Genomic DNA, 24,526 nt, shown 5'->3' with positions numbered 1-24,526 from the left:
TTGTCATATTTGTGATCGTATACGGGTCTACAATCGAAACCTCTGCGATGCATTCTTTTACGTAACATCTTTTAAGAGAGGAGAGTTCAGCAATGAAGATCCTGATAAAAGAAGTGGCTAAATCCCAGTGGCAGGTCCGTCTGGACCAACACGCTGTAACGTTCCGCAGCGAAGCTGAAGCACTCGCCTTCACTAAAACCCTTGAAGCGCGATTGCTTGCGCCCCATCAATTCCCCGACCGCCAGCAGCGCGCTGCTGGCTGAGTCCGTCCTCAGACCTGGGCTTGCGCCAATGCCCGGGCATTTTGCAAACGCCGGGTGAGCATCGCCACGCTCACCACCAGAATCCCGCACAGGCTGATGACCATGGCCATCGGCACGGCGCTGCCATCGTGTAAAACACCGACCAACGCCGCAGCACCGGCGGCGACGCTGAATTGCAGGCAACCGAGCATCGCCGACGCACTGCCGGCGCGGGCGCCCTGCCCGTTCATGGCGCAGGCCGAGGCGTTGGGGAGGATGCAACCGAGGCTGGCGATGCAGATAAACAGCGGAATCAGCAGCGGCCATAACTGCTCGGTGTGCAGCGCACTGACGGCGAGCAGCGTCAGGCCCGCACCCAGGTAGATCCACACTGTACGCACCAGCAAGAATGCCGGGCCACGCTTGGCCAGCAGTCGCGCGTTGACCTGCGCCACCAGAATGAAACCCGCCGCGTTGGTCCCGAACAGCCAGCCGAAATGCTCGGCCGGTACGCCGTAGAGTTTGATGAAGACGAAGGGTGAACCGGCGATGTAGGCAAACATCCCGGCAATGGCGATACCGCCGGTCAAGGCGTGGCCGAGGTAGACCGGATCCGACAACAGCCGACCGTATTGACGCAACGCTCCCGACAGCGGCTGACGCGGTACATGGGCCGGAAGGCTTTCCGGCAACCCGATCGCCACGGCCAACCCCGCCAGGGCACTGAAACCGGTCAGCACCAGGAAGATCGACTGCCAGCCCGTCGTATTGACGAGCAGTCCACCCAGCATGGGCGCGAGAATCGGTGCCAGGCCCATCACCAGCATCAGCTGCGAAAAGACTTTCGCCGACCCCACCGCATCGCATTTGTCACTGACCACCGCTCGGGCGATCACCATCCCCGCGCAACCACCGAGCGCCTGAATGAACCGCGCACCGATCAACCATTCCAGATTCGGCGCAAACGCGCAGGCCAGGGAGGCGGCGGTGAACAACCCGACGCCCGTCAGCAATGGAATCCGCCGCCCGAAGCGATCCGCTACCGGTCCGTACGCCAGTTGACCGAGGGACAGGCCCAGGAAATACGCGGCCAGTGTCAGCTGAACGTGTTTCTCATCGGTGCCGAACGCGAGCGCCATCGCCGGGAACGCCGGCAGATAGAAATCGATCGCCAGCGGGCCGAAAGCGCTCAGGGCGCCAAGAATCAAAATGGTACGGAAGTTCATCAGGCATCCAGTTGGGCATAAGTCGGCAGCCCGACAGTCTAGCCGCGCATCGACGCCTTGAACATTCCGTTAGGTCGCTAACTATTAAAATCACTTAATGAATGCAAAACCTGTGGGAGCGGGCTTGCTCGCGAATGCGGTGTGTCATTCAACAGTAATGTCGCCTGATACTCCCTCTTCGCAAGCAAGCCCGCTCCCACAGGAGATTTATGTTGGGTCTTAAGCGAGTTTTACGTTGTAGCCTTCTTCAGTGATCGCAGCGATCACTTGCTCGGCCGACAGCGCGCTTTCAACGCCGACTTCCTTTGCCGCCAGATCAACCCGCACGCTGGCCGCAGGATCCTTGGCTTGCAGCGCCTGGGTAATGGCTTTGACGCAGTGACCGCAGGACATGCCTTGAACGTTGAACACTTGCATGGTGTGGCTCCTTTCATGAGGGTTGCGGGCAGTCTCGAGCTTGCCACCCTGGCAAGGTCAAGTTCTGGAGAGAGCTGCCGGGCTGGCAATCGGCGTCGTGCTCGGCCAAGCTGCGTGCATCAATGACTCGACTTCAGGAGATTCAGCCATGCGCTGGTCAGCTCTCAGCCTGTTTGGCTTCCTCAGCCTATTGGCCGCGACACCTTCGGTTCAAGCCGCCGGGGAGGACTATGGCGTACTGATCATTTCCCGCGAGCGCCTGGAAGTCGCGACCTCCTGCGAGATCGGCGTGTACATCCAGGATCAACTGTCGGCGCGGCTGTTCCAGGAACAAAGCACTTCGTTCAACCTGCCGCCGGGCAATGTGTCCCTGCGCCTCAAACTGTTGCCGGGCCAGGCACCGGGTTGCAACCCGGGCATGCTCGCACCGGGCTCGCAGAACATCACGCTCAAGGCCGGGGATGTGTTGAAATTCCGGATTGCGATGACGCAGGAAGGGATGTACCTCAAGCCCACTGTCCTGGACTACTGACCACCATCGACCCCTGTAGGAGCGAGGCTTGCCCGCGAAAGGGCCGTTGCATTCAGTATCAATGTTGAATGTTACGGCCCCTTCGCGGGCAAGCCTCGCTCCTACAGGGCGGGTTTGAGCACCTCGATCTTTGCGCTTGACCTTGCCAGCATGGCAAGGTTGATCCTGTAGGCATCTTCTACAGGGAGCGCGACCGATGTCCGAATCCACCACTTTCGATCTGCCGATTGCCGGCATGACCTGCGCCAGTTGCGCCGGGCGTGTCGAGCGTGCCTTGAGCAAAGTCATCGGCGCCTCTGCCGTCAGCGTCAACCTCGCCACCGAGCAGGCCCGGGTCCAGGCACCCCGCGACAGCCTGCCGGCCTTGATGGACGCGGTGCAACAGGCCGGATACAGCGTCCCGCAGCAAAGCCTGGAATTGAGCATCGACGGCATGACTTGCGCATCCTGCGTCGGCCGCGTCGAACGGGCGCTGGCCAAGGTGCCCGGGGTAAAAAGCGTCAGCGTCAACCTCGCCAACGAACGGGCACACTTGGAACTGCTCGGACAAATCGATCCGCAAGCCTTGATCGCCGCTGTGACCAAGGCCGGTTACAGCGCCAGCGTCTGGGAAGTCGAACACCCGCAAACCGACCAGCAACAACAGCGCCTGCACCGTGAGCGTTGGGCGTTGATCATGGCGACTGCCCTTGCCTTGCCGCTGGTGTTGCCGATGCTGCTGCAGCCGTTTGGCGTGCACTGGATGCTCCCGGCCTGGGCGCAATTCGCGCTGGCCACACCGGTGCAGTTCGTTTTCGGCGCACGTTTTTATGTGGCCGCCTGGAAAGCCGTGCGCGCCGGGGCCGGCAACATGGATTTGCTGGTCGCCCTGGGCACCAGCGCCGGCTATGGTTTGAGTCTTTATGAATGGGCCACGGCGGCCGGGCGCATGCCGCACTTGTATTTCGAAGCCTCGGCGGTGGTGATTGCCTTGGTGTTGCTGGGCAAATACCTGGAAAGCCGCGCCAAGCGCCAGACCGCCAGCGCTATCCGCGCCCTCGAAGCCTTGCGCCCGGAACGCGCGATTCAGGTGGTCGACGGCCGCGAGCAGGACGTCGCCATCAGCGCCTTGCGCCTCAATGACCTGGTCATGGTCAAGCCCGGCGAACGCTTCCCGGTGGACGGTGAAGTGGTCGAAGGCCAGAGCCACGCCGACGAAGCGCTGATCAGCGGCGAAAGCCTGCCGGTGCCCAAACAACCCGGTGACAAAGTCACTGGCGGCGCGATCAATGGCGAAGGCCGGTTGCTGGTTCGCACCCAGGCCCTGGGCGCAGAAACCGTGCTGGCGCGGATCATCCGTCTGGTCGAAGACGCCCAGGCCGCCAAGGCGCCGATCCAGAAACTTGTGGATAAAGTCAGCCAGGTGTTTGTGCCGACCGTTCTGTTGATCGCGTTGGCGACTTTGATCGGCTGGTGGTTGTACGGCGCACCGATGGAAACCGCGTTGATCAACGCCGTCGCCGTGCTGGTCATCGCCTGCCCTTGCGCACTCGGGCTGGCCACGCCGACCGCGATCATGGCGGGCACCGGCGTCGCCGCCCGCTACGGAATTCTGATCAAGGACGCCGAGGCACTGGAACGTGCGCATGAAGTCAGCGCCGTGGTGTTCGACAAAACCGGCACGCTGACCTCGGGCGCACCGCGTATCGCTCATTTGAGTGCCATCAACGCTGATGAAGCCGCCCTGCTGCAAATGGCCGGCGCTCTGCAACGCGGCAGTGAACACCCACTGGCCAAGGCGGTTCTGGACGCTTGCGCCGAACGCGGTTTGACCGTGGCCGATATCAGCGACAGCCAATCGCTGACCGGTCGTGGCATCGCCGGTACGCTCGACGGTCGTCGTTTGGCGTTGGGTAATCGCAGGCTGCTGGAAGAAAGTGGATTGAGCGCAGGCCTATTGGCTGAGTCCGCAACTGCGTGGGAAACCGAAGGCCGCACCCTCTCCTGGCTGATCGAACAAAGCCCCGAGCCCAACGTACTGGGTCTGTTCGCGTTCGGTGACACGCTCAAACCCGGCGCTTTGCACGCGGTGCAACAGCTCAGCGCACGCAACATCAGCAGCCACCTGCTGACCGGCGATAACCGTGGCAGTGCCAAAGTGGTTGCCGAAGCCCTGGGCATTACCGATGTCCACGCCGAAGTGTTGCCGGCAGACAAAGCCGCCACCGTCGCCGAATTGAAGAAAACCGGCGTGGTGGCGATGGTCGGTGACGGCATTAACGACGCCCCGGCCCTGGCGGCCGCCGACATCGGCATCGCCATGGGCGGTGGCACCGACGTAGCCATGCACGCGGCCGGTATCACACTGATGCGCGGCGATCCACGGCTGGTGCCCGCCGCGCTGGAAATCAGCCGCAAGACCTACGCGAAAATTCGGCAAAACCTGTTCTGGGCGTTCGTCTATAACCTGATCGGCATTCCTTTGGCAGCATTCGGTTTCCTCAATCCGGTGCTGGCCGGCGTGGCGATGGCGTTGTCGAGCGTCAGCGTGGTGAGCAATGCGCTACTGTTGAAAACCTGGAAACCCAAGGATCTGGAGGACAACCGATGAACATCGGCCAAGCAGCCCGCCATAGCGGCCTGAGCGCGAAGATGATTCGTTATTACGAATCCATCGGCTTGCTCAAGGCTGCCCATCGCACCGACAGCGGCTACCGCGTTTATGGCGATGACGACTTGCACACGCTGGCGTTCATCAAGCGCTCCCGGGATCTGGGGTTTTCACTCGAGGAGGTCGGCAAACTGTTGACCCTCTGGCAGGACCGCCAGCGAGCCAGCGCCGACGTGAAGGCCCTGGCCCGCCAACACATCGACGAACTGAACCAGAAAATCCGCGAACTCGGTCAGTTGCGCGACACCCTGCAGGACTTGGTCGAACACTGCCAGGGCGACCATCGCCCCGACTGCCCGATCCTCAAGAACCTGGAGTCGGGCTGCTGCGCGCAACCCGTTCGCCCCTGATCGCGAGTGCCTTCACCACCAGCAACGTGGTGACGGGAATGCCGTGGAACAGCAGCACCACGGCCCCCGGCGTCCACCACGAATAGAACGGCGCGGCGATCAACATGCCGACGCCGAAGCCGGTCATTTGCAGCAACGTCAACAAGCTGAAAATCGGCAGGCGCAGACTGTCCGGTTCACGTTGAAGGCGCGACATCAAGCCGACCTCGGAGAAGCCGTCGCCCAATCCCGCCGGTAACGAGAACAGCAGCAATCCGTAGAGGGTCTGCTGCTGAAACATCAGGATGAAGCCGCAGGACATCAGCAACACGCCGAAGAAAAACCGCCGCTCCAGGTGTGCATTGTCAGAACCTTTCAGGCGACTGGCGATGCGCGCGCCGATGAGTTTTCCACAGGCCCAGACCGCCAGCATCAAACCCAGCGTGGTGCTGGCCGACTCCGGGGTCAGCAGTCTGGAAATGATCGGGAAGCCAACGTTGTGCGCGGCGCTGCCCAGGGTGTCGGCCATGGTGACAGCGAGCATCGCGGCCACCACGGGTGTACTGCGCAGGCCTTGGCGCAGGGCGTGCCACTCACCACGCGCCGGGGTTAGCTCAGTACTGGGCGCAGGTCGGGAAAACCGCAACGGCAGGATAAACAACGCGGCCAGCAGATAAGTGACCACGTTCAATGCAAATACCGTTTCAAAGCCAAACGCCGCCACCAACAAGCCCGCCACCAGGCTTCCGCCGACCATGGCAGTGGACGATGCCGAAGTGATCCAGGCGTTGGTCTTGAGCAGGTGTTCGCCTTCGATCAGGTGCGGTAACTGGCTGTTGAGGCCGATAGCGAACATTGAGTTGCCGAACCCCAGGCCGAACGCGATCACCGGTAAAAGCAGTGCTTGCTGGGCGACCGGCAGCACCAGCAGCAGGCCCAACAACCCCGCGCGCAGCAGATCAAAGGCAATCAGCGGCATGCGCCCGGCACAGCGACGATAGAACGAAGTGCCAATCAGGCTGGCGAAAACCCCTCCGCCCACGCGGCTGGCGAGGAAGATCCCGACGCTCATGGCGCTGTTGCTGAGCAGATAAACGTAAGTGGCCAGGGCGACCATGTTGAGGAAGGCGCCGAAGTCCGAGACCAGACGGGCGGCGATAATCAACTGGGCGTTGCGGGTGGAGGTGTTCACATTCAGTCCTTGAGTGTGGTGGGTATGAAAATTCCGGGGCGCACAGACTGACGCCTTCGCGGGCAAGCCTCGCTCCTACAAAATATTGCTGCCACACAAATCCCTGTAGGAGCGAGACTTGCCCGCGAACCAGGCGACTCGGTCTTTTACCAGGTCATGAACCAAAAAACCCGGCCGAAGCCGGGTTTTCTTTAACCGATCACTGCATCCACGGTGGAGGCGGTTCTTCGGTTTTGCCCGGTGGTGCATCATCTGCCGCACGCACCGCTTGCTTACGCTCTTCATCCAGGCGTGCCGCCTCGATCTCGCGCATGATCCCGCCCACGTCAGCCAACTCTTCAGGCTCGTCGAACTCGCCGGTCAAGACACTGGCCGGGTGCAAGGTGCCGGCTTCGAACAAAGCCCACATTTCCTTGGCGTACTTGGTCTTTTTCAACTCTGGCGCAAACCGCCCGAAATAGGACGCCATGTTGCCAACATCCCGCTCCAGCATGCTGAACGCGTGGTTGTTGCCCGCCGCGTCCACCGCTTGCGGCAGGTCGATGATCACAGGGCCAGTCGGGGTCAGCAATACGTTGAACTCCGACAGGTCGCCGTGCACCAGACCGGTGCACAACATCAGCACGATCTGCGAAATCAGGAACGCGTGATATTCGCGCGCCTGATCCGGTTCCAGCACCACGTCGTTCAGACGCGGTGCGGCATCGCCGTACTCGTCGGCCACCAGTTCCATCAGCAGCACGCCTTCAAGGAAGTCGTAAGGCTGAGGGACCCGAACGCCAGCACCGGCCAGACGGAACAACGCCGCCACTTCGGCATTTTGCCAGGCGTCTTCGGTTTCTTTCTTGCCGAACTTGGAGCCCTTGGCCATCGCTCGAGCCTGACGGCTGTTGCGCACCTTGCGGCCTTCCTGATACTCGGCCGCTTGACGGAAACTGCGTTTATTCGCCTCCTTGTAGACCTTCGCGCAACGTAACTCGTTGCCGCAGCGCACCACATAAACAGCTGCTTCTTTACCACTCATGAGTGGGCGCAGCACCTCGTCGACCAGACCGTCCTCGATCAGGGGTTCAATGCGTTTTGGAGTCTTCATCAGCTTTTATTGGGGGTCCTTTATTACCAAACACGCGAAAGTCATTCGTTATACGGCAATCCGCTCATTCGGGGGAGGGGTTGCCGACCTATGAACGTTCCCATCGACATCAAGAAGCACACACTGTGCCGGATTAATCAGGCAAACCCGACCCTCGTCATCGGCCGCCCCAGATCATAGCTGAGCCAGCGTCACTTGGTGCTGTAAGGCTTGGAGGGTATTTGCGACAGAAGTTGACACCTCGACTCATACCCTTCGTAGGATTTTTCTTAATAGGCCTCAATTTCCGCCTCCATCAGCCGAATTCATCAGTGACAAAGTGATTTGTCCGACAATCGTTCTGCCAATAATCCGCGAGTCATCTGCACTGCGTGGGCCTACAAGAAAAATCTGGAGCGCGGATGAACATCAAACAAAAGTTGACCTGGGCGTTTGCAATCATCGCCTGCTTGCCGGTGGTGCTGGTCGCGACCCTCGTTGTGATGAACTTGCGCAGTGACGCCAAGGACAATTTCGTCGACGGCAGTGGTCGTGAAATTCGTCAGGTCAGCAACGCCATGCAGCTGTTCTTTGACGGCATCAGCCAGAACGTCGATTACCTGGCCAAACAACCCCTGATCAAGGAGTCCGACGACAGCCTCAAGACCTACATGAGCGCCAACGCCGAGAGCATTCCCCAGGGTGAGATGGACAAAAAGGTTTTCAGCCTTCTGCAGGACCTGGGCAACAGCCATCCGTCCTACGCCTATGCCATCCTCGGCACTGCGGCGGGGGGTTACGTTTCCTGGCCGGACGATGCGAAGCTGAGCAATTACGACCCGCGTCAGCGCCCGTGGTACAAGGCTGCCCAGGCCAAACCGGGCAAGCCGTTCCGTACTGAGGCCTATTACTGGGCCCAGGACGACGCGACCTACGTCAGCACCGTGCGCACCATCGACAACAAGTTGGGCACCCATGGCGGCGTGGTCAGCATCGACGTGACGCTCAAGCAGCTCACCGAAATCGTCAAACAGATCAAGCTCGGTGAAACCGGCTACCTGATGTTGCTGGAGAACACCGGCACCGTGCTGGTCGATCCGAAGCAACCGGAACACAACTTCAAGGCATTAAGCAGCCTGGGCGAGGGTTACGCGCAACTGGCCAAGGCCGGTAAAGGCCTGGTGGAAGTCGAGTTGAACGGCGAACGCTACATGGCCAACGTCTGGCCGTCGGAGCAGCTGGGCTGGACCTTTATCGGCCTGATCAAGCAAAACGACGTGATGAGCTCCGCGACCCAGCTGACTTGGCTAATCGCAATCATCGCCGCCGTACTGGCGGTGGTCTTCGCCATCCTCGGCGCCAGTTTCGCCAGTGTCATCGTGCGGCCGATCCGCAGCGTGGCCAGCGGCCTGGAAGGTATCGCCCAAGGTGAAGGTGACCTGACCAAGAACCTGGAAATCCGTGGCAGCGACGAAACCGCTCAGTTGGCCAACTGGTTCAACCAGTTTTTGACGGCGATTCGCAACCTGATCCAAAGCATCGGCGGCGCCGCGACGAAAATCCTCGCCACCTCCAAGAGTTCAACCCAGGTCTCCAGCGACATGGCTGAAGCCGCCGGGCGCCAGCGCGAAGCGGTGGACATGGTGTCCACCGCGTTTCACGAAATGGTTGCCACCGCCAACGAAGTTGCGCGCTCTTGCAGCCAAGCGGCGGAATCCGCCGACAGTGGGCAGCGCCAGGCGCGTCAAGGTCAGCAGCAGATTGATGCGGCAGTGACCAGCGTTGATCGCTTGAGCCAGGAAATCGAACAGTCGGCGCAATCGATGCAACAGCTTGAACGCGACAGCAACGACATTCAGTCGATCCTGGGGACCATTCGCTCGATTGCCGAACAAACCAACCTGCTGGCCCTGAACGCGGCCATTGAAGCGGCTCGGGCCGGTGAGCAAGGTCGCGGGTTTGCGGTGGTGGCGGATGAAGTCCGGGCCCTAGCCAAACGCACGGCGGATTCCACGGCGGAAATCGATGGCTTGCTCGGCAACCTGGCCAAGCGCACCAGCCAAGTGACTCAGCAAATGCATGCGAGCCTGGAAGTGTCGCAACAATCGGTGACCCGCATCGGCGAAGCGCGCAGCAGTTTCGGGCTGATTCGTGAATCGGTGGATGTGATCCGTGACATGAACACGCAGATCGCCACGGCGGCGGAAGAACAGCATCAGGTGGCTGAAGACATCAATCGGCACATCAGCCAGATCCATGGCGATGCGCAGTTGGTGGCGGAACTGGCGAACTCGGCGCGACTGGACTCCCAGAGCCTGGCCGGGTTGTCGAATGAGCTGGATGGGTTGGTTCGCCGTTTCAGGACCTGATCCTGAATCCCGGTGGCCGCTTCGCGGCCATTCGCGGGCAAGCCTCGCTCCTACAGGTTTCGTGTCGTACCTGATTTTGGTACAGACGCCATCCTTGTAGGAGCGAGGCTTGCCCTAATGCCAGTCAGTTAAGCCCTCCAGCCCTCTTTTTGGGGTATTTGACTGGTCTAGGCTTGACCACTCTTGGGTAACTTCGCTCTCGTCTGGCTGGCAGTATGAAGTGCTGAGCCTGGATTCTCAGTTCTGCCAGTCGTTTAGGGATCGTGCCTGGCGTTTCCAGCGGACAGAAGCGCAGCGCATTGCTGACCGCTTGAGACAACCAGAGAAAACTCAAGCGTTGCGGTACCACCTTTATTTCTTCAGCCATCAAGCGCATTTCCTGACGGATCAGGTTGTAGGCCAGCAGAGTTCCCCACAGTTCTTGACGCACCAGATCAGGTTGTTTACTGCGTAATTGCTCTCCTTTGAGCAGGTTTTGCTTGATCTCGCGGTAACCCAACTCGATTTCCCAGCGTTCGTTGTAGTGCCCCGCCACCTGATTGGCAGGGTAACGTTCGGCATCGATCAACGAGGTGAGATAGCGGCGGGGTTTGTCGTCTATCGAGTACTCAATCAGTCTTGCCTGCCAATGGCTAGGAAGGTCTGGACGTTGCTTGAGCGCATCTCTGGAAACCGTCAGTCGCACAAGCCAATCACCGGCGCCCAACTCTTCGATCACCTCGTACTTGAGCGGTTTGCGTGCCCGCATGAGCCAGTGCCGTTCGGTTCCACTGTGCTGCCAGTCGAGCAAGAGGGCCGCCGAGTAATAGGCGCGGTCAAAAATCGTCACCGAATGATCGCTTACCGCTTTCTCCAGACCTTTGGCATAGCGAAGTTCGCCGACAGCAAACTCGCCAAAACAGGCAGCCCGAATCAAGTGACTATAGGTATCCATCAGGCAAACACCGCGCACTTGTGGCCAGGCTCCGTCTCCCGAGTGAGTCCGCCCGCCACCAAAGGCTTGGCGGTTTTCTGGTGTGTCAGGGGTGGACCAAACCACGCCGTCTACCGCAAAGCTGCGTAACCCTAAAAAGCCAGCCGAAGCTGGCTGCTCAGCACCGCCCCATGACTCTGCCAATTGCTTAAACAGTGCGGCAAGGGGCTCTGCTCCCAGCCGTTGCCGGGCCTGGACTGCTGCGCTGGGCACAGGCACCTTTGCTTCGCCCAAAGCCAGTCCCAGCTGCTGCACGATGAGCCAAATCGGCTCGTTCTTGAACAAGGCCAACCCCACCACCAACCAGACAATACGCTCGGCCGGCAGGCGTCTACGGCGCAGAGAAACCGTTCCGGTCGAGGCCAGCGCTTGCTCGATCCACAGGGGATCGATCAGTTGCGCAAAGCGTTCGAAAGAGATCGGATTGAGTTTGGTAACTTCTTGAAGGGCGTTTTGTAGGGACATGAAGCGGGCTCATAAAAACATAAGCCCGTTTCTATTACTGCTGGGCGGGCAAGTCAATTTCTTAACTGACTGGCATTAAGGCTTGCCCGCGAAGGCGTCATCACTGCCGAAACAACTCCCCCGGCGTAAACCCGAATAACCCCTTGAACGCCGCAATAAACGCCGACGTCGAGTCATACCCGCAAGACAGCGCCGCATTGGTCACGCTGTCGCCCTCCTCCAGCAAACTCAACGACGACAGCAACCGCATCCGCTGCCGCCAGCCTCGAAAGCTCAACCCGGTCTCGCGCTGAAACAAGCGCATCAGCGTCTTCTCCGACATCCCCAGGCGCTGCGCCCATTCCTGCAATGTCACGGTGTGCTCCGGGCTTTCGATCAGCTCATTGCACAACCCGAGCAACCGCTCATGCCGCGGCAACGGCAGGGAAAACCCCACCTCCGGCAGATTCGCCAATTGATCGAGCAGCACATTCACCAACCGCGCTTCCTGGCTGTCGCCCTGTGGATATTCCACCGGCAGCAGGCAAAAACTCTTGATCAGCTCCCGGGCCAACGGCGTGACTTCCAGCACCCGGCAACGCCCGTCCGCCCATTCGCAATCCTCGCGGCGCACGTAGAGGCTGCGCATCTCGGCGCGCATCGAGGTCACCACCTGGTGCTCAAGATCCGCCGGAATCCAGATCCCCCACTGCGGTGGCGCAAAGAAGCTGCCCTCAGCAGTGTGCACACCGAGAACGCCGCTGATGGCGTAGGAAAATTGCACCCAGTCGTGGCGATGAGGCGGCGTCCACGACCCGGCATTCAGACTTTCCGCCCGCGCGAACAGCGGACGCGGCAACGCCTTCAGTGTCGGAATCGTTCGTTCGAGGGAAAGTTGTCCGTTAGTCGGCATTGATTGGCCTTGTGTCGCAAGACGGCAGATAGGGCCGACGTTAGGCTAAGTCATCAATTCTTACAAATGTATTCGGTGCCTGTTATGCATGCCTCTAAACACCTCAAACGTGTGGTCACCGACTGGTTCTTGTGCGGCATGCTGATCGCCACGCTGCTGTCCTATTTCTTCCCGGTCTTCGGCGCCACGGGCGGCGGGATGCATGCCGAGTACGTGATCAACATCGGCGTGTTCCTGGTGTTCTTCCTGCACGGGGTCAACCTGTCCAGCGAGCAGATCAGCCATGGCCTGAAAAACTGGAAGCTGCACGTGATGGTTCAGGGCTTCACCTTCGCGGTGTTCCCGTTGATCTGGTGGCTGAGCGACAAGTTGTTGGGTTCGCACATTCCGTCGCTGCTGATGCTCGGCTTCTTCTACCTGTGCGCCCTGCCTTCAACCATTTCTTCTTCCGTGGCCCTGACTGGCAGCGCAGGCGGCAACGTGCCGGCGGCGATTCTCAACGCGAGCCTGTCCAGCGTGCTGGGGATTTTTCTGACGCCGTTGCTGGTGAGTCTGGTGGTCGGCAGCGGTGCCGGCGGCATTGATCTGGGCTCAACCCTGCTCGACCTCTGCGCCATGTTGCTGTTGCCGCTGGTGCTCGGCCAACTGTTGCGACCGCTGTTGGGCAAATTCTTTGCCCGCCACAAGCGTTACACCAACATCGTCGACAAGCTGGTGATCCTGCTGCTGGTGTACTCGGCGTTCTGTAATTCAATGGTCTCGGGCATGTGGCAGCAACAGGGCAACAGCGTGATTCTCAGCGCGCTGATCGGCAGTGCAATCCTGCTGGCGATCATCCTGTGGATGACCACCCTCACCGCCCGCGCCTTGAAGTTCAGCCCCGCCGATGAGATCGCGGCGGTGTTCTGCGCCAGCAAAAAATCCCTGGCGGCAGGTGCGCCGATGGCCGCGTTGATCTTCGGCGCCAACCCGGGCCTCGGCTTGATCCTGCTGCCGATCATGATCTATCACCCGTTGCAGCTGATTGTCTGTTCGGTGATGGCCGAGAATTACGCCAACCGCAACCGCGAGCGCATAGCGCAGCAAAATGCCGAACCGATCAGCGCTCGATAATCGCCGTCACGCCCTGACCACCGGCGGCGCAGATCGAGATCAGGCCTCGGCCCTTGCCCGCCGCGTCGAGCAACTTCGCCAGGTTGGCGACGATGCGCCCGCCGGTCGCGGCAAACGGATGCCCGGCCGCCAGTGAACTGCCTTTGACGTTGAGGCGGCTGCGGTCGATGGAGCCCAGCGGCGCGTCGAGGCCGAGACGGGTTTTGCAATACTCCGGATCTTCCCAGGCCTTCAACGTGCAGAGCACCTGCGCGGCGAAGGCTTCGTGGATTTCGTAGTAGTCGAAGTCCTGCAAGGTCAGGCCGTTGCGCGCCAGCAAACGCGGCACCGCGTACACCGGGGCCATCAACAGCCCTTCGGCGCCGTTGACGAAATCCACCGCTGCGGCCTCGCCATCACGCAAATACGCGAGGATCGGCAAGCCGCGTTCCTTCGCCCATTCTTCACTGCCCAGCAGCACCAGCGACGCGCCATCGGTGAGCGGTGTGGAGTTGCCCGCCGTCATCGTGCCCTTGGCGCTTTTCTCGAAGGCCGGTTTCAGCGAGGCGAGTTTTTCCAGGGTCAGGTCCGGGCGCAGGTTGTTGTCGCGGGTCAGGCCGAGGAACGGCGTCATCAGGTCGTTGTGCCAGCCCTCGGTGTACGAGGCCGTGAGTTTCTGATGACTCTCCAGCGCCAGTTGATCCTGTTCTTCGCGGGGAATGTTCCAGGTCTGGGCCATCAATTCGCAGTGTTGGCCCATGGACAAACCTGTGCGCGGCTCGCCGTTGCGCGGGAACTCCGGGATCAGGTCCCGGGGACGCAGTTGCAGAAACGTTTTCAGTTTGTTGCCGGTGGTCTTGGCGCGATTGGCTTGCAGCAGCACCCTGCGCAAACCTTCACTGACGCTGATCGGCGCATCCGAGGTGGTATCGACGCCACCGGCAATGCCGCAATCGATCTGTCCCAGGGCAATCTTGTTCGCGACCAGCAACGCCGCCTCAAGACCCGTGCCGCAAGCCTGCTGGATGTCATAGGCCGGCGTATAAGGGGACAACCGTGAACCGAGCACACACTCGCGCGTCAGGTTCATGTCTCGTGACAGCTTGAGGACCGCCCCCGCGACCACTTCGCCGATGCGCAGGCCATGCAGGTTGTAGCGTTCGATCAGGCCTTCGAGCGCTGCGGTGAGCATCGCCTGGTTACTGGCGGTGGCGTATGGCCCGTTGGAGCGGGCGAAGGGAATACGGTTACCGCCAATAATCGCAACGCGGCGCAGCTGAGTCATGAAAAGCTCCTTACAAATATTTAATTGTGAACACCGAACCCTGTGGGAGCGGGCTTGCTCGCGAAGGGGCCGATACATCCAACATCTGCGGTGAATGACACACTGCTTTCGCGAGCAAGCCCGCTCCCACACTGACCGCATTTCCCCTGCGAAGCTTGCTGAACCCAGGTTCAACTAATCTGATGAATTCAAGCGTAGGCCTTATCTCGTGGATCGAACGACTGATTGCCATTCGTGGTCCACACTTTGAACCCCAGCTGCCGGAGTGCGTTCCATGTCTGACCGTTATATCGACTTCGCCAATTCGTCCATCGGCCATCGGCTGGTCGGGGCCATGGGACTGCCGTCTCCGGTGCGCCTGGAGCGCTGGCAAGCAGGCCGGCTGCGGCCTGTCGAAGGGGCGCTGTTGATTGGCGGCGGCCCATTGGCGGAGAAAGTCAGTGCCTTCGCCAATCGCCTGACCGACGCGATCTACAGCTACGGCGCCGAGCCGTCCCTGGCCACCGAGTGGATTCCCGGCCACGGCCCCAAGCTCAAAGCCGTGGTGTTCGACGCCAGCGACCTGGTGCAAACCGATCAGCTTAAACAGCTGCGCGAGTTCTTCCAGCCGCTGATGAAAAACCTCGATCACAGCGCGCACCTGGTGATTCTGGGGCGTGCGCCAGAGACATTGACCGACCCGTTCGCCGCCAGCGCTCAGCGTGCGGTGGAAGGTTTCAGCCGTTCGCTGGCCAAGGAACTGCGCAGTGGCGGCACTCTGCAACTGATCTATGTCGGTGAAGGCGCCGAGGATCAACTCGAAGGGCCGCTGCGGTTTTTCCTCTCGCCCAAAAGCGCGTTTGTGTCCGGGCAAGTCGTTCGCTTGAAGGCCTGCGATACGCAGGTGACGGACTGGACTCGCCCACTGACCGGGCGCAAGGCGCTGGTCACGGGTGCCGCCCGCGGCATTGGCGCCTCCATCGCCGAAACCCTGGCCCGTGACGGCGCCGAGGTGATTTTGCTTGACGTGCCTCCGGCCAAAACTGACCTCGATGCACTCGCCGCGCGCCTTGGCGGGCGCAGCATCACCCTGGACATTTGCGCCGAAGACGCCGCTGCGCAGTTGGTTGAACTGCTGCCCGACGGCGTCGACATCGTGGTCCACAACGCCGGCATCACCCGCGATAAAACCCTGGCCAACATGACCCCGGAATTCTGGGACGCGGTGCTCGCCGTCAACCTCAACGCGCCGCAAGTGCTGACCAAGGCACTGCTCGACAGCGGCGCCCTGCATGACAACGGTCGTGTGATTTTGCTGGCGTCCATCAGCGGCATCGCCGGCAATCGCGGGCAGACCAATTACGCCGCGAGCAAGGCCGGGCTGATCGGTCTGGCCCAGGCTTGGGCGCCGCTGCTGGATCAGCGCGGTATCAGCATCAACGCGGTGGCACCGGGGTTCATCGAAACCCAGATGACCGCGCACCTGCCCTTCGGCATCCGCGAGGCCGGGCGACGCATGAGTTCATTGGGCCAAGGCGGCCTGCCACAAGACGTTGCCGAAGCGGTCGCGTGGCTCGCTCAACCGGGGACCGGCGCGTTTACCGGGCAAGCGTTGCGAGTCTGCGGGCAAAGTGTCTTGGGGGCATAAAGATGATCACCGATTGGCACACACTCAACCGCGAACCGAGCCTGACGGGCCTCTACGTGCAGGCGGCGACACGGCGCAAAATCACCGGCACCACGTTGCCCGACACGGGTTTGCGCTGCTGGGTCGAGGTCGATCCGCAACGCCTGGCGGCGTATCGCACGGTCTGCGGTTTTGCCGACAACGGTTTGCTGCCACCGACCTATCCACACATCCTGGCGTTTGCTTTGCAGATGCAATTGCTCACGGCCAAGGCATTTCCGTTCCCGCTGCTGGGGCTGATTCACCTGAGTAATCGCATTCGTGTATTGCGCCCCATGGGCGGGGTGAACCGCGTGCGGGTCAGCGTGCAGGTGCAGAACCTGCAACCCCATGCCAAGGGTGCAACGTTCGATCTGGTGACGTCGCTCGACGATCAGTTGGGGCCGCTGTGGGAGGCTGAAAGTCAGATGCTGTGTCGCGGGGTCAAGCTGGAAGGCGAACCTGTCGAGGAAGTCCTGGCCTCCACCCTGGAGATGCTGGAAGTGGCGCGCTGGAAAGCCCCGGCGGACATTGGCCGGCAATACGCCAAGGTGTCCGGGGATTACAACCCGATTCACCTGAGTGCCGTCAGCGCCAAATTGTTCGAGCTCCCGACAGCCATCGCCCATGGCCTGTGGAACAAGGCCCGGACATTGGCGGCGTTGAGTGAGCATCTGCCCACGGCGAATGCCGAGATTTCGGTGCAATTCAGGAAACCGGTGCGGTTGCCGAGCGAGGTGACGTTGCTGGCCAGCGCGGCAGGGTCAAGCGGGGACTTTCGGCTGGTGGGGGCGGGTGATCTGGAGCACATGGCGGGGCATTGGCGGCCGATTGCCTGATTGATTTCAGGTGTCTGTCAGATTGACATCGCGAGCAGGCTCACTCCCACAACGGCTCACCTGCGTGCACAAAATCTGTGATCGCCAACTATCCAATGTGGGAGTGACGGTGCGACGATTCGACCTGCTCGCGATGACGGTGGCGCAGGCACCACCGAACCCGATCAGAACGCGTAACGCACTTTCGCAGTAAACGTATCGGCATTGAAATCGCTGCCGGTCACGTAGTTATACGAACCACCCACGCTCCAGGCGCCCAGTCGGTAGTTGGCACCGAGGCCTACTTCATAGGTGTCACGCACCGGGGTCGTGCCGCGCGTGGTGAACGAATCGCCCCCCAGCACGAACGCCGAGGTGGTGGCGGTTTTGTCGCCGATGAAGTCGTGCCAGGCCATAACCTTTGCCTCAGGTTCGAGACTGCCGGCGCCGACATCAAACGCAGCGGCCAGCCGCGCACCGACACCCATCTCGCCGACTTCATAACGCTGACTGCCGACATTCAGCGACGCCGAACTGCCCTTCTCGCGATAAGCATCCATGCCCACGTTGGCATAACGCGCGCCGACCTGAGGCTCCAGCAGAAGGCTGTGATTGAGGCGAAAACTGTAGCCGGCCAACGCACTCACACCAAAGATGTCGCTGTCGTAATCGGCCTTGGCGCGAGTGCCGGCGATGTAGCGTTTGGACTCGTTGTCGTTCCAGCCGTACATCAGCGATGAGTCCACGAACCAGTTGTCGTGGGTCCAGTTGCCGTACAGCGTCAGCGCATGGCCGGTTACGTCGGTTTTGCTGCCGGCGTCGGATTTCACATCGGTGTTGAGGTAGCTGTATGCCAGACCGAGGGTGGTATCGGCGTTCAACTGGCCGTCGGCACCCACCGCGATGCCCTGGCTGTCGGCGTCGTAGCCATCGACACCACGGCGAGCGTCCTGATCGGCATTGCTCGTCAGCGCTTGCAGCCACACGCCTTTTTCAGTGGATGAATTCAGTGTGCGCGCGCGGCTCGAACGATCGTTGATCACGCTCGACACCAGCGTCTGACTGTTCGTGGCGGCGTGCAGCACACCACGGCTCACGTCCGGGCTGAGTTTTTCGGCGAGCGCGGCCAGCTCGGCATCGGTGCTGGCATTGGCGAATGCCTGGAATACCGGGTCTTGTTCATCGAGTCCGGGCATGACCGCCGAAGAAAAACGTCCGACTGCCGTAGCGGCGTTACGGGTGCCGCCGGCAACCAGGGTGTTTTGCGCCAGCACCTCTTCCGACTTGGCGCTGACCAGCGCCTTCACGTCGTTTCCTTCGACCCCGAAGCTTTTGACGTCCAGTAAGGCCGAGGTCGAAGAAATGTTCAGGTTCTCGCCACCAATCAGTTCCCCCGAGCTGATCAGGGTGTAGCGATTACCGTCCGCGGTTGTGCGGAAATCGCTGGAACGGGCCTGTAGTTCAAGACGTGCGCCAGCGCCGATTTCCGTGGTGCCCGTGACCTTCAACACCGGTTGATTGACGTCGGTATCGTTGCCCAGGAACATCCCCAGTACCGAATTGGAATCCTGCATGTCCAGATCACCGATGATCGTCGTGTGCGGGCGCAACAGCGTCAGTTTGCCGTACTGCACATCCACATAACCGGACTGGATCGTCGTACCGTCAAAGGTCACATCATTGTCGATGAGCACCCCGGAAAGCCCCATCAGGTTGCCTTTCACATCACCGCCATTCCAGTAGAAATAACTGAAGCCATCGTCGACCTGAATGGCCACCGCACCGCCTTCGATCAGCCCCTGGTTTTGATAAATATTGAATGAGCCCTGACCCGCAGGTTGATGGCTGACATGAATACCAATGGACTGGCCGGAGATCGTGCCCGAGTTCCACACGTCGTAGCGATTGGTGACCGGAGAGATTACCCCGTAGAAGCTCAACGCTTCGGCATTGTTTCCAGTGGCGCGAATACTGCCGCTGTTATTGACGGTTGCGCGCAGGTTCGCGCGGTCCATAAGCACCGCCACGGCGTCATCACCACTGACACTGATCGTCCCTTGGTTGTCGATACCCGCCAGCGCCGTGTGCGAAAGCAAAATGCCGGACGCTTCCGTACCGCGGACTGAAATCTCACCGCGATTGATCAGGCTGCCGGTCACCTGGCTACCAATGTCGTACAGGCCCCTGAAGAGATTGCCTCCCGCTGCGCCGTTGATTTTGATTGAACCGTCATTGACCAGATTGCCGCCGATGACCGAGGCACTACCACCACTTGTCCCCACCTCGATCCCGACACCCGACGTGGCGCCGTCAATGCTGATCGAGCTTCTATTGATCAGGTCATTTTGCGTGGTCAGGCCGTTCAGGCGCACAGCAAAAGTAAGACCCGGGGAAGCAACGGTCACGACATTGGCATTGCCGGAAAACGTCAGGGTTTGCCAGTTATCCTGAAGTGTTGAATAAGGTCCATTGCCCACGTTGTAGTCGAGATTCGCGGCAACGACCGCCCAGGAATGAGAAGCGGCAGCAACAGACAGCGCCAGCAGGGAGCGGCGCAGGCAAGAAGTGTTCAATCGAGAATCCCTTCCGAAACGTAAATGTTCCAGCAGGGCTCGCAGTTTCAATCAGGCATCCCTACCGGCCCGTCAGCAGGCTGCTTGTTCGGGCGCGGCAAATGTACACGAGCCATCATTTAGACACTACAGAAATGTCAAAGTGATGGCGTCAATTTATCAAGCACTGCAAGCGGAGGAGAAAAAGCAGCGCACCCGATGTGGGAACGACGGTGCGGCGATCCGACCTGCTCGCGATGGCGATGCATCAGGCGATATCTGTATCGACTGAACGACCGTCATCGCGAGCAGGCTCACTCCCACAGGGGGCTTGTGGTGTTTGAGGGCTGGGTTTAGCGCGGTGGATAGTTGGCGAGGATTCGCCCGACGGTTTCACGTATCGCCGTGCTGCGATCGGACGGATTCGTTGTACGGCTGAGCATTTGCTCATCGCTGCCACGCCACACCAGTTTGCCGTCCTTGCCATCGAGCAGGTCGATCTGGATGGTCGCCACCTTATAGGTAACGTTGCGGGTTTCGTTGTACATCGGCCCGCCCCAGTAGCCGCTCCAGGGATTACCCCAACCGCCGCCATAGTTGGTGGTCACCTGTTGCTGGCGCTCTTCGACGATCAGGTAGGTCTGAACGTTCAATTCCCCTTTGCTGCCGGCTGCGGCCGGACGCAGGCCTCGCTGATCCAGTTGATCGGCAACCGATTGGCGGATGCGCTGTTCGGTCAGGTCGCTCTTGATCCGTGGGTCATCGGGGCGATATTGCAGGGCGGGTTCCTTCCAGGTCCAGCTGCGATAGGCGGCGAAGTCGCGGCTGGCATCGAAGTCATTATTGACCCGGTTGGCGGCACAGGCACTGAGCAACGCGGCCACAACCAGTAAAGCGAAACGGCGGATCATGATGATTCTCCGGTTGAAGACATGAACCTGTGAAAGGCTTCTCAACTAGAGAAGCTAACTAGGAGGATACGCCGACATGGCCTTTTCCACAGCCTCCCGTATTGCATCGGCACGCTCACTTTGACTACCCCGATTACCGGTTTCGGCGCTGGCACTCCACACCGGCTGACCGCTTTGAGCGTCGAACAAATCGACCCGCACAACCACGACCTGTTCCTGATAAGTGCGCACGATCGGCACCGTGTTGTACATGCCATACCCGTTGCCATAGCGGTTGTAACCACCGCCATAGTAGCCCCCGCCGTAATAACCATAGTCATCCTGAACCTGGCGCAAACGGGTTTCAAGATGCAGATTGGCGCTGACAAACAGGTCGGCCGGGCGGGCGTTATCGTGCAATGGGCGCAAGCCGCGCTGATCGAGGGCGTTGCTGACCGCTTCGGCGACCTGGGCCGAGTCCGCCCAGGCGCTGCCAGGTGGCAGCTGACCGTTGAGCCAGGCCCAGCTGCGGTAACGCCCATAGTCACGCGGCGGTGCCGGGTAGGCACTGCGGTCGATCGTGTTCGCCGCCTGAGGCGGTGCGGGCGGCAAGGGGTTGGAGGTCGCCACATAAGGGTTGCTGCCCTGGCAGGCCGCCAACCCGAGACAGATCACCAGTAACCCTGAACGACTTTTCATGTTGCGCTCCGATCAGACCGGCCGACAGATCCAGTGTAAATAGCGCCCAAGCCCGGCGAAGCTTGGGTGACGGCGGTGGGCCAGCTCCATTTCGAGCAAGTCCACAAGTTCGGCGCGTGCCTGAAATTCCACCGGCATGTAGTCGTGAAAAACCCGCACCCCGCTCTGGGTTTCGACCTGCCACAGCCCCTCAAGTTGCGCCGCCAGTTCACGCGGATCAAGGGGCTGCTGCGGGGTCAGGCTCTGCTTCTCGCCGGCCATGTCGTTCTTGCGCATCTTGCGGAAATGACCTTTGAGCAAGTTGCGGTAGATCAGCGCATCGCGGTTGTAGAAGGCCAGCGACAGCCACCCATCCTGCTTGGTCAACTGATGCAGGACCGGCAGGATCGCATGGGGTTCGGCCAGCCATTCCATCACGGCGTGGCACAGCACCAGGTCGTAAGGTTCGGTGAGCTGACCGAGCAACTCCTGCCACGGCGCCTGAATGAAAGTAGCGGTCTGCCCGGCGTCAGCGAAGCGCTGGCGGGCGCCTTCGAGCATCGGTTCGGCGGGTTCGGCCAGCGTGACGTCATGACCGCGCTGGGCCAGCCACAACGACATGTGCCCCAGGCCCGCGCCGATATCCAGCACGCGCAACGGCCGGTCCGGCAGGGTTTCGGCCAAGTCGGCCTGAAGTACCGCCAAACGGATCGCGCCTTTGGCACCGCCGTAGATTTTTTCGGCAAACCGGGTCGCCAGTTGATCGAAATGACGATCGCTCATCAGCTGAACCTCTTTTCGCTGTCCGCGAGTTTGCTGCGCACCACTTCATTCATGTCCAACCCCAACTCGCCGCACAGCAGCAGTAAATAGAGCACGATGTCGCCGATTTCCTGCCCGGCGTGAGCGAGCTTATCCGCCGGCAACTGGCGCGACTGGTCTTCAGTCAGCCACTGGAAAATCTCCACCAGCTCGGACATTTCCACGCTCGCGGCCATGGCCAGGTTTTTCGGGCTGTGAAATTGCCGCCAGTCATTGCGGTCACGGATGGCGTGCAGGCGTTCGGTCAGTTCAACAAGGTTCATCGGGCTCTCCTGAAGGCGTATAGCTTCGGGGGGATGGCCGGGGATGGCAAGTGGGCAGATTTAATGTGGGAGCCACGGTGCGGCGATCCGACTTGCTTGCGATAGCGGACTGAAATCCAACACCGATGTTGACTGACAGACCGCTATCGCGAGCAAGCCCGCTCCCACAGGGGCTATGCAACCCTCTATGCTTGTGGGGAACTCGGCACCGTGATCCATGGCCCAAGGCTCAAGTCCGGCAAGCACGCCACCACTTACATCAGGACGTTCACGACATGCAGGTAGAAAGTTTTTTTGAATGGCTCGGACAGGCACTCGGTTCGGTCATCCGGTTTATCGTTGATGGCCTCAGCGGCTTGTTCAACCTGTTGAGCCATGCCGGCAGCAATTTTGTCGAAGGCTTGTCCCGTGCGTTGGGGATGGATACTTCGATCATCAGCATCATTGCGCTGATTCTGGGGCTGATGCTGTTGTGGTCGGCGATCCGGGCATTCATGAACGCGTCGATCATCATGGGGATTATCTGGTTGTTGTTGGGGCTGTGGTTGCTGAGCTGGATCATTCACTGACACCACCAATCCCCCCTGTGGAAGTGAGCCTGCTCGCGAATGCGCAGTGTCAGACGACATCAATATCGACTGGACTGCCGCCATCACGCGAGCAGGCTCGCTCCAACAATGGATCGCTGTAGATCTCAAATGTGTCGCTACAATGCCCGCTCCCCAAGGAGCCTGCATGTCCAACCTGATTGCCGACTGGCGCGACCGTCCTACCCATCGTCGGGTCTGGGCGCTGGCCGCGCCGATGATTCTTTCGAACATTTCCGTTCCGCTGGTAGCACTGGTCGACAGTACCGTCATCGGTCACCTGCCCCACGCCCATCAGTTGGGCGCCGTCGCGGTAGGGGCCAGCCTGTATACCTTTCTGGCTTGGGGCATGGGCTTTCTGCGCATGGGCACGACGGGGTTCGCTGCCCAGGCTGCCGGACGCGGGGATGGCGCGGCGTTGCGGCAGATTTTGTTGCAGGGCTTGTTGCTGGCGATGGGGCTGGCCATTGTCCTGGGCGCACTGGGCGTGCCGTTGAGCGGCGTCGCGTTGCATTTCATGCAGCCTTCGGCCGAGCTCGATCAACTGACCCGCGAATTTTTCCACACCCGGCTATTCGGTCTGCCGGCGGCGCTGGCCAGTTATGCGCTGGTCGGCTGGTTCCTTGGCACCCAGAACGCCCGGGCACCGCTGGCGATTCTCTTGAGCACCAACCTGGTGAACATCGCGCTGAACCTGTGGTTCGTCCTCGGTCTGGACTGGGGCGTGGTCGGCGCGGCCAGGGCGTCGGTGATCGCCGAATGGACCGGCGCCGTGATCGGACTGCTGATGACCCGAAAAGCCCTGCGTGCCTATCCCGGCCACATTGCCTGGGCTGCATTGGCGTTGTGGCAAAGCTGGCGGCCACTGCTGGCCGTCAACCGCGATATTTTTATCCGCAGCCTGGCGCTGCAATCGGTGTTTTTTCTGATCACCGTACAGGGGGCACGGCTGGGTGATGCCACCGTCGCCGCCAACGCCCTGCTGCTCAATGGCTTGCTGCTGACCGCCCACGCGCTGGATGGTTTGGCCCATGCTGTGGAAGCCCTGTGCGGGCATGCCATCGGCGCGCGCGATCGAGAAGCGTTGCGTCGTTCATTGGTGGTTGCCTGCGGCTGGTCGTTGCTGGCGAGCCTGGGCTTTGCCGTGCTGTTCGCCTTCGCCGGGCACCTGTTCATCGAGATGCAGACCGACATCCAGAGCGTGCGCGACACTGCGTTTATCTACCTGCCCTACCTCGCCGTGCTACCGCTGATTGCTGTGTGGAGTTACTTGCTCGACGGGCTGTTCATCGGTGCCACGCGTGCCCGGGAAATGCGCAACGGCATGCTGCTGACGGTCATTGCGCTGCTGCCGTTCGCCTGGGCACTACAAGGCTTGGGCAACCACGGACTGTGGATAACGTTCCTGTTGTTCATGGCGTTGCGCAGCCTGACCCTCGGCGCGATTGCCTGGTTGCTGCGCAAGAATGACGGCTGGTTCACAGGCCGAGTTGATTGAGTCGGCATCCGCCGGATAGGGGCCGCCATCAACATCG

22 protein-coding genes and 1 pseudogene are annotated in these 24,526 nt (G+C 60.6%); 11 read left to right on the top strand and 12 right to left on the bottom strand.

All coding sequences use genetic code 11. The annotated features are described in order from the left end of the window. Window positions 1-92 precede the first annotated feature (92 nt). The gene (locus ACYZTM_RS18860) at window positions 93-263 is read left to right on the top strand and encodes a hypothetical protein (RefSeq protein ID WP_165557415.1); all 171 of its coding nucleotides are present in this window, start codon (window positions 93-95) and stop codon (window positions 261-263) included. Window positions 264-271: 8 nt separating this feature from the next. Here the strand turns inward: ACYZTM_RS18860 and ACYZTM_RS18855 are convergent, their stop codons facing one another. Next, window positions 272-1,468 (bottom strand): multidrug effflux MFS transporter, encoded by a 1,197-nt coding sequence (locus tag ACYZTM_RS18855; RefSeq protein WP_131058929.1) that lies wholly within the window; start codon window positions 1,466-1,468, stop codon window positions 272-274. Window positions 1,469-1,687: 219 nt separating this feature from the next. Further along, entirely contained in the window at window positions 1,688-1,885 is a 198-nt protein-coding gene (locus ACYZTM_RS18850; RefSeq protein ID WP_131058928.1) for a heavy-metal-associated domain-containing protein, read from the bottom strand. Window positions 1,886-2,033: 148 nt separating this feature from the next. Between ACYZTM_RS18850 and ACYZTM_RS18845 the strand changes: the two genes are divergently transcribed. The 3 genes from ACYZTM_RS18845 to cueR all read left to right on the top strand — a co-directional run bounded on the left by ACYZTM_RS18845 (window position 2,034) and on the right by cueR (window position 5,417). Further along, a complete protein-coding gene (locus tag ACYZTM_RS18845; protein ID WP_461984000.1) occupies window positions 2,034-2,417 on the top strand; it encodes a hypothetical protein in 384 nt (127 codons plus the stop codon). A gap of 196 nt (window positions 2,418-2,613) precedes the next feature. After that, window positions 2,614-5,007, top strand: coding sequence for a heavy metal translocating P-type ATPase (locus ACYZTM_RS18840; protein ID WP_461983998.1), 2,394 nt, complete (start codon window positions 2,614-2,616; stop codon window positions 5,005-5,007). Further along, window positions 5,004-5,417: a Cu(I)-responsive transcriptional regulator gene (gene cueR, locus ACYZTM_RS18835; RefSeq protein ID WP_461957074.1), complete on the top strand. Its 414-nt coding sequence runs from the start codon at window positions 5,004-5,006 to the stop codon at window positions 5,415-5,417. Before ACYZTM_RS18840 ends, cueR begins: the two co-directional genes overlap by 4 nt. On the opposite strand, the gene ACYZTM_RS18830 is transcribed toward cueR, so the two are convergent. After that, window positions 5,371-6,588, bottom strand: coding sequence for an MFS transporter (locus ACYZTM_RS18830; RefSeq protein ID WP_461983996.1), 1,218 nt, complete (start codon window positions 6,586-6,588; stop codon window positions 5,371-5,373). The two genes, cueR and ACYZTM_RS18830, sit on opposite strands and share 47 nt — an antisense overlap. A 199-nt stretch (window positions 6,589-6,787) precedes the next feature. After that, the gene (locus tag ACYZTM_RS18825) at window positions 6,788-7,681 is read right to left on the bottom strand and encodes a PA4780 family RIO1-like protein kinase (RefSeq protein WP_123369234.1); all 894 of its coding nucleotides are present in this window, start codon (window positions 7,679-7,681) and stop codon (window positions 6,788-6,790) included. Window positions 7,682-8,082: 401 nt separating this feature from the next. Here ACYZTM_RS18825 and ACYZTM_RS18820 point away from each other — a divergent pair. Together ACYZTM_RS18820 and ACYZTM_RS18815 are read left to right on the top strand one after the other, a co-directional pair. Beyond that, window positions 8,083-9,171: pseudogene (locus ACYZTM_RS18820) on the top strand (cache domain-containing protein); the annotation flags it as partial. Window positions 9,172-9,261: 90 nt separating this feature from the next. Further along, entirely contained in the window at window positions 9,262-10,029 is a 768-nt protein-coding gene (locus ACYZTM_RS18815) for a methyl-accepting chemotaxis protein (protein WP_370655161.1), read from the top strand. A gap of 124 nt (window positions 10,030-10,153) precedes the next feature. On the opposite strand, the gene ACYZTM_RS18810 is transcribed toward ACYZTM_RS18815, so the two are convergent. Next, entirely contained in the window at window positions 10,154-11,467 is a 1,314-nt protein-coding gene (locus ACYZTM_RS18810) for an IS4 family transposase (RefSeq protein ID WP_131063535.1), read from the bottom strand. A gap of 100 nt (window positions 11,468-11,567) precedes the next feature. Further along, on the bottom strand, window positions 11,568-12,359 hold the full coding sequence (locus tag ACYZTM_RS18805; RefSeq protein ID WP_131058922.1) for an AraC family transcriptional regulator: 792 nt from the start codon (window positions 12,357-12,359) through the stop codon (window positions 11,568-11,570). A gap of 9 nt (window positions 12,360-12,368) precedes the next feature. Here ACYZTM_RS18805 and ACYZTM_RS18800 point away from each other — a divergent pair, with 9 nt between their 5' ends. After that, window positions 12,369-13,472 carry a bile acid:sodium symporter family protein gene (locus ACYZTM_RS18800; protein WP_461983994.1) on the top strand — a complete coding sequence of 368 codons (1,104 nt, stop codon included), beginning with the start codon at window positions 12,369-12,371 and terminating at the stop codon, window positions 13,470-13,472. Here ACYZTM_RS18800 and ACYZTM_RS18795 read toward each other — a convergent pair. Continuing rightward, window positions 13,459-14,736, bottom strand: a complete 1,278-nt coding sequence (locus ACYZTM_RS18795; RefSeq protein WP_461983992.1) for an acetyl-CoA C-acetyltransferase — start codon at window positions 14,734-14,736, stop codon at window positions 13,459-13,461. The two genes, ACYZTM_RS18800 and ACYZTM_RS18795, sit on opposite strands and share 14 nt — an antisense overlap. A 274-nt stretch (window positions 14,737-15,010) precedes the next feature. Between ACYZTM_RS18795 and ACYZTM_RS18790 the strand changes: the two genes are divergently transcribed. Then, a complete protein-coding gene (locus ACYZTM_RS18790) occupies window positions 15,011-16,363 on the top strand; it encodes a 3-oxoacyl-ACP reductase (RefSeq protein WP_131058919.1) in 1,353 nt (450 codons plus the stop codon). A gap of 2 nt (window positions 16,364-16,365) precedes the next feature. Beyond that, window positions 16,366-17,220 carry a MaoC family dehydratase gene (locus ACYZTM_RS18785; RefSeq protein WP_461983989.1) on the top strand — a complete coding sequence of 285 codons (855 nt, stop codon included), beginning with the start codon at window positions 16,366-16,368 and terminating at the stop codon, window positions 17,218-17,220. Between the two features lie 164 nt (window positions 17,221-17,384). On the opposite strand, the gene ACYZTM_RS18780 is transcribed toward ACYZTM_RS18785, so the two are convergent. From ACYZTM_RS18780 to ACYZTM_RS18760, 5 genes are all read right to left on the bottom strand, one after another. Next, on the bottom strand, window positions 17,385-19,772 hold the full coding sequence (locus tag ACYZTM_RS18780) for an autotransporter family protein (RefSeq protein WP_461983987.1): 2,388 nt from the start codon (window positions 19,770-19,772) through the stop codon (window positions 17,385-17,387). A 332-nt stretch (window positions 19,773-20,104) separates the two neighbouring features. Continuing rightward, window positions 20,105-20,662, bottom strand: a complete 558-nt coding sequence (locus ACYZTM_RS18775; RefSeq protein ID WP_131058916.1) for a DUF4136 domain-containing protein — start codon at window positions 20,660-20,662, stop codon at window positions 20,105-20,107. A gap of 54 nt (window positions 20,663-20,716) precedes the next feature. After that, window positions 20,717-21,340: a DUF4136 domain-containing protein gene (locus ACYZTM_RS18770; protein WP_131058915.1), complete on the bottom strand. Its 624-nt coding sequence runs from the start codon at window positions 21,338-21,340 to the stop codon at window positions 20,717-20,719. Window positions 21,341-21,352: 12 nt separating this feature from the next. After that, window positions 21,353-22,102, bottom strand: a complete 750-nt coding sequence (locus ACYZTM_RS18765) for a methyltransferase domain-containing protein (RefSeq protein ID WP_131058914.1) — start codon at window positions 22,100-22,102, stop codon at window positions 21,353-21,355. Then, window positions 22,102-22,404 carry a MazG-like family protein gene (locus ACYZTM_RS18760; RefSeq protein ID WP_109627796.1) on the bottom strand — a complete coding sequence of 101 codons (303 nt, stop codon included), beginning with the start codon at window positions 22,402-22,404 and terminating at the stop codon, window positions 22,102-22,104. Before ACYZTM_RS18760 ends, ACYZTM_RS18765 begins: the two co-directional genes overlap by 1 nt. 275 nt (window positions 22,405-22,679) lie before the next feature. Here ACYZTM_RS18760 and ACYZTM_RS18755 point away from each other — a divergent pair, with 275 nt between their 5' ends. Further along, the gene (locus ACYZTM_RS18755; RefSeq protein WP_109627794.1) at window positions 22,680-22,973 is read left to right on the top strand and encodes a hypothetical protein; all 294 of its coding nucleotides are present in this window, start codon (window positions 22,680-22,682) and stop codon (window positions 22,971-22,973) included. A 166-nt stretch (window positions 22,974-23,139) separates the two neighbouring features. Further along, the gene (locus ACYZTM_RS18750) at window positions 23,140-24,489 is read left to right on the top strand and encodes an MATE family efflux transporter (RefSeq protein ID WP_131058913.1); all 1,350 of its coding nucleotides are present in this window, start codon (window positions 23,140-23,142) and stop codon (window positions 24,487-24,489) included. Window positions 24,490-24,526 lie beyond the last annotated feature (37 nt).

Source organism: Pseudomonas sp. MDT2-39-1, assembly GCF_054898085.1.
The sequence above is the reverse complement of the archived record's forward strand: the minus strand, read 5'-3'. Positions and strand labels throughout refer to the sequence as shown.

Coding starts and splice junctions, on each gene's coding strand:
- ACYZTM_RS18825 (WP_123369234.1), bottom strand. CDS start 7,681: ATGAAGACTCCAAAACGCATTGAACCCCTGATCGAGGACGGTCTGGTC.
- ACYZTM_RS18770 (WP_131058915.1), bottom strand. CDS start 21,340: ATGAAAAGTCGTTCAGGGTTACTGGTGATCTGTCTCGGGTTGGCGGCC.
- ACYZTM_RS18765 (WP_131058914.1), bottom strand. CDS start 22,102: ATGAGCGATCGTCATTTCGATCAACTGGCGACCCGGTTTGCCGAAAAA.
- ACYZTM_RS18815 (WP_370655161.1), top strand. CDS start 9,262: ATGGCTGAAGCCGCCGGGCGCCAGCGCGAAGCGGTGGACATGGTGTCC.
- ACYZTM_RS18795 (WP_461983992.1), bottom strand. CDS start 14,736: ATGACTCAGCTGCGCCGCGTTGCGATTATTGGCGGTAACCGTATTCCC.
- ACYZTM_RS18810 (WP_131063535.1), bottom strand. CDS start 11,467: ATGTCCCTACAAAACGCCCTTCAAGAAGTTACCAAACTCAATCCGATC.
- ACYZTM_RS18845 (WP_461984000.1), top strand. CDS start 2,034: ATGCGCTGGTCAGCTCTCAGCCTGTTTGGCTTCCTCAGCCTATTGGCC.
- ACYZTM_RS18850 (WP_131058928.1), bottom strand. CDS start 1,885: ATGCAAGTGTTCAACGTTCAAGGCATGTCCTGCGGTCACTGCGTCAAA.
- ACYZTM_RS18775 (WP_131058916.1), bottom strand. CDS start 20,662: ATGATCCGCCGTTTCGCTTTACTGGTTGTGGCCGCGTTGCTCAGTGCC.
- ACYZTM_RS18760 (WP_109627796.1), bottom strand. CDS start 22,404: ATGAACCTTGTTGAACTGACCGAACGCCTGCACGCCATCCGTGACCGC.
- ACYZTM_RS18840 (WP_461983998.1), top strand. CDS start 2,614: ATGTCCGAATCCACCACTTTCGATCTGCCGATTGCCGGCATGACCTGC.
- cueR (WP_461957074.1), top strand. CDS start 5,004: ATGAACATCGGCCAAGCAGCCCGCCATAGCGGCCTGAGCGCGAAGATG.
- ACYZTM_RS18750 (WP_131058913.1), top strand. CDS start 23,140: ATGTCCAACCTGATTGCCGACTGGCGCGACCGTCCTACCCATCGTCGG.
- ACYZTM_RS18785 (WP_461983989.1), top strand. CDS start 16,366: ATGATCACCGATTGGCACACACTCAACCGCGAACCGAGCCTGACGGGC.
- ACYZTM_RS18855 (WP_131058929.1), bottom strand. CDS start 1,468: ATGAACTTCCGTACCATTTTGATTCTTGGCGCCCTGAGCGCTTTCGGC.
- ACYZTM_RS18860 (WP_165557415.1), top strand. CDS start 93: ATGAAGATCCTGATAAAAGAAGTGGCTAAATCCCAGTGGCAGGTCCGT.
- ACYZTM_RS18805 (WP_131058922.1), bottom strand. CDS start 12,359: ATGCCGACTAACGGACAACTTTCCCTCGAACGAACGATTCCGACACTG.
- ACYZTM_RS18790 (WP_131058919.1), top strand. CDS start 15,011: ATGTCTGACCGTTATATCGACTTCGCCAATTCGTCCATCGGCCATCGG.
- ACYZTM_RS18755 (WP_109627794.1), top strand. CDS start 22,680: ATGCAGGTAGAAAGTTTTTTTGAATGGCTCGGACAGGCACTCGGTTCG.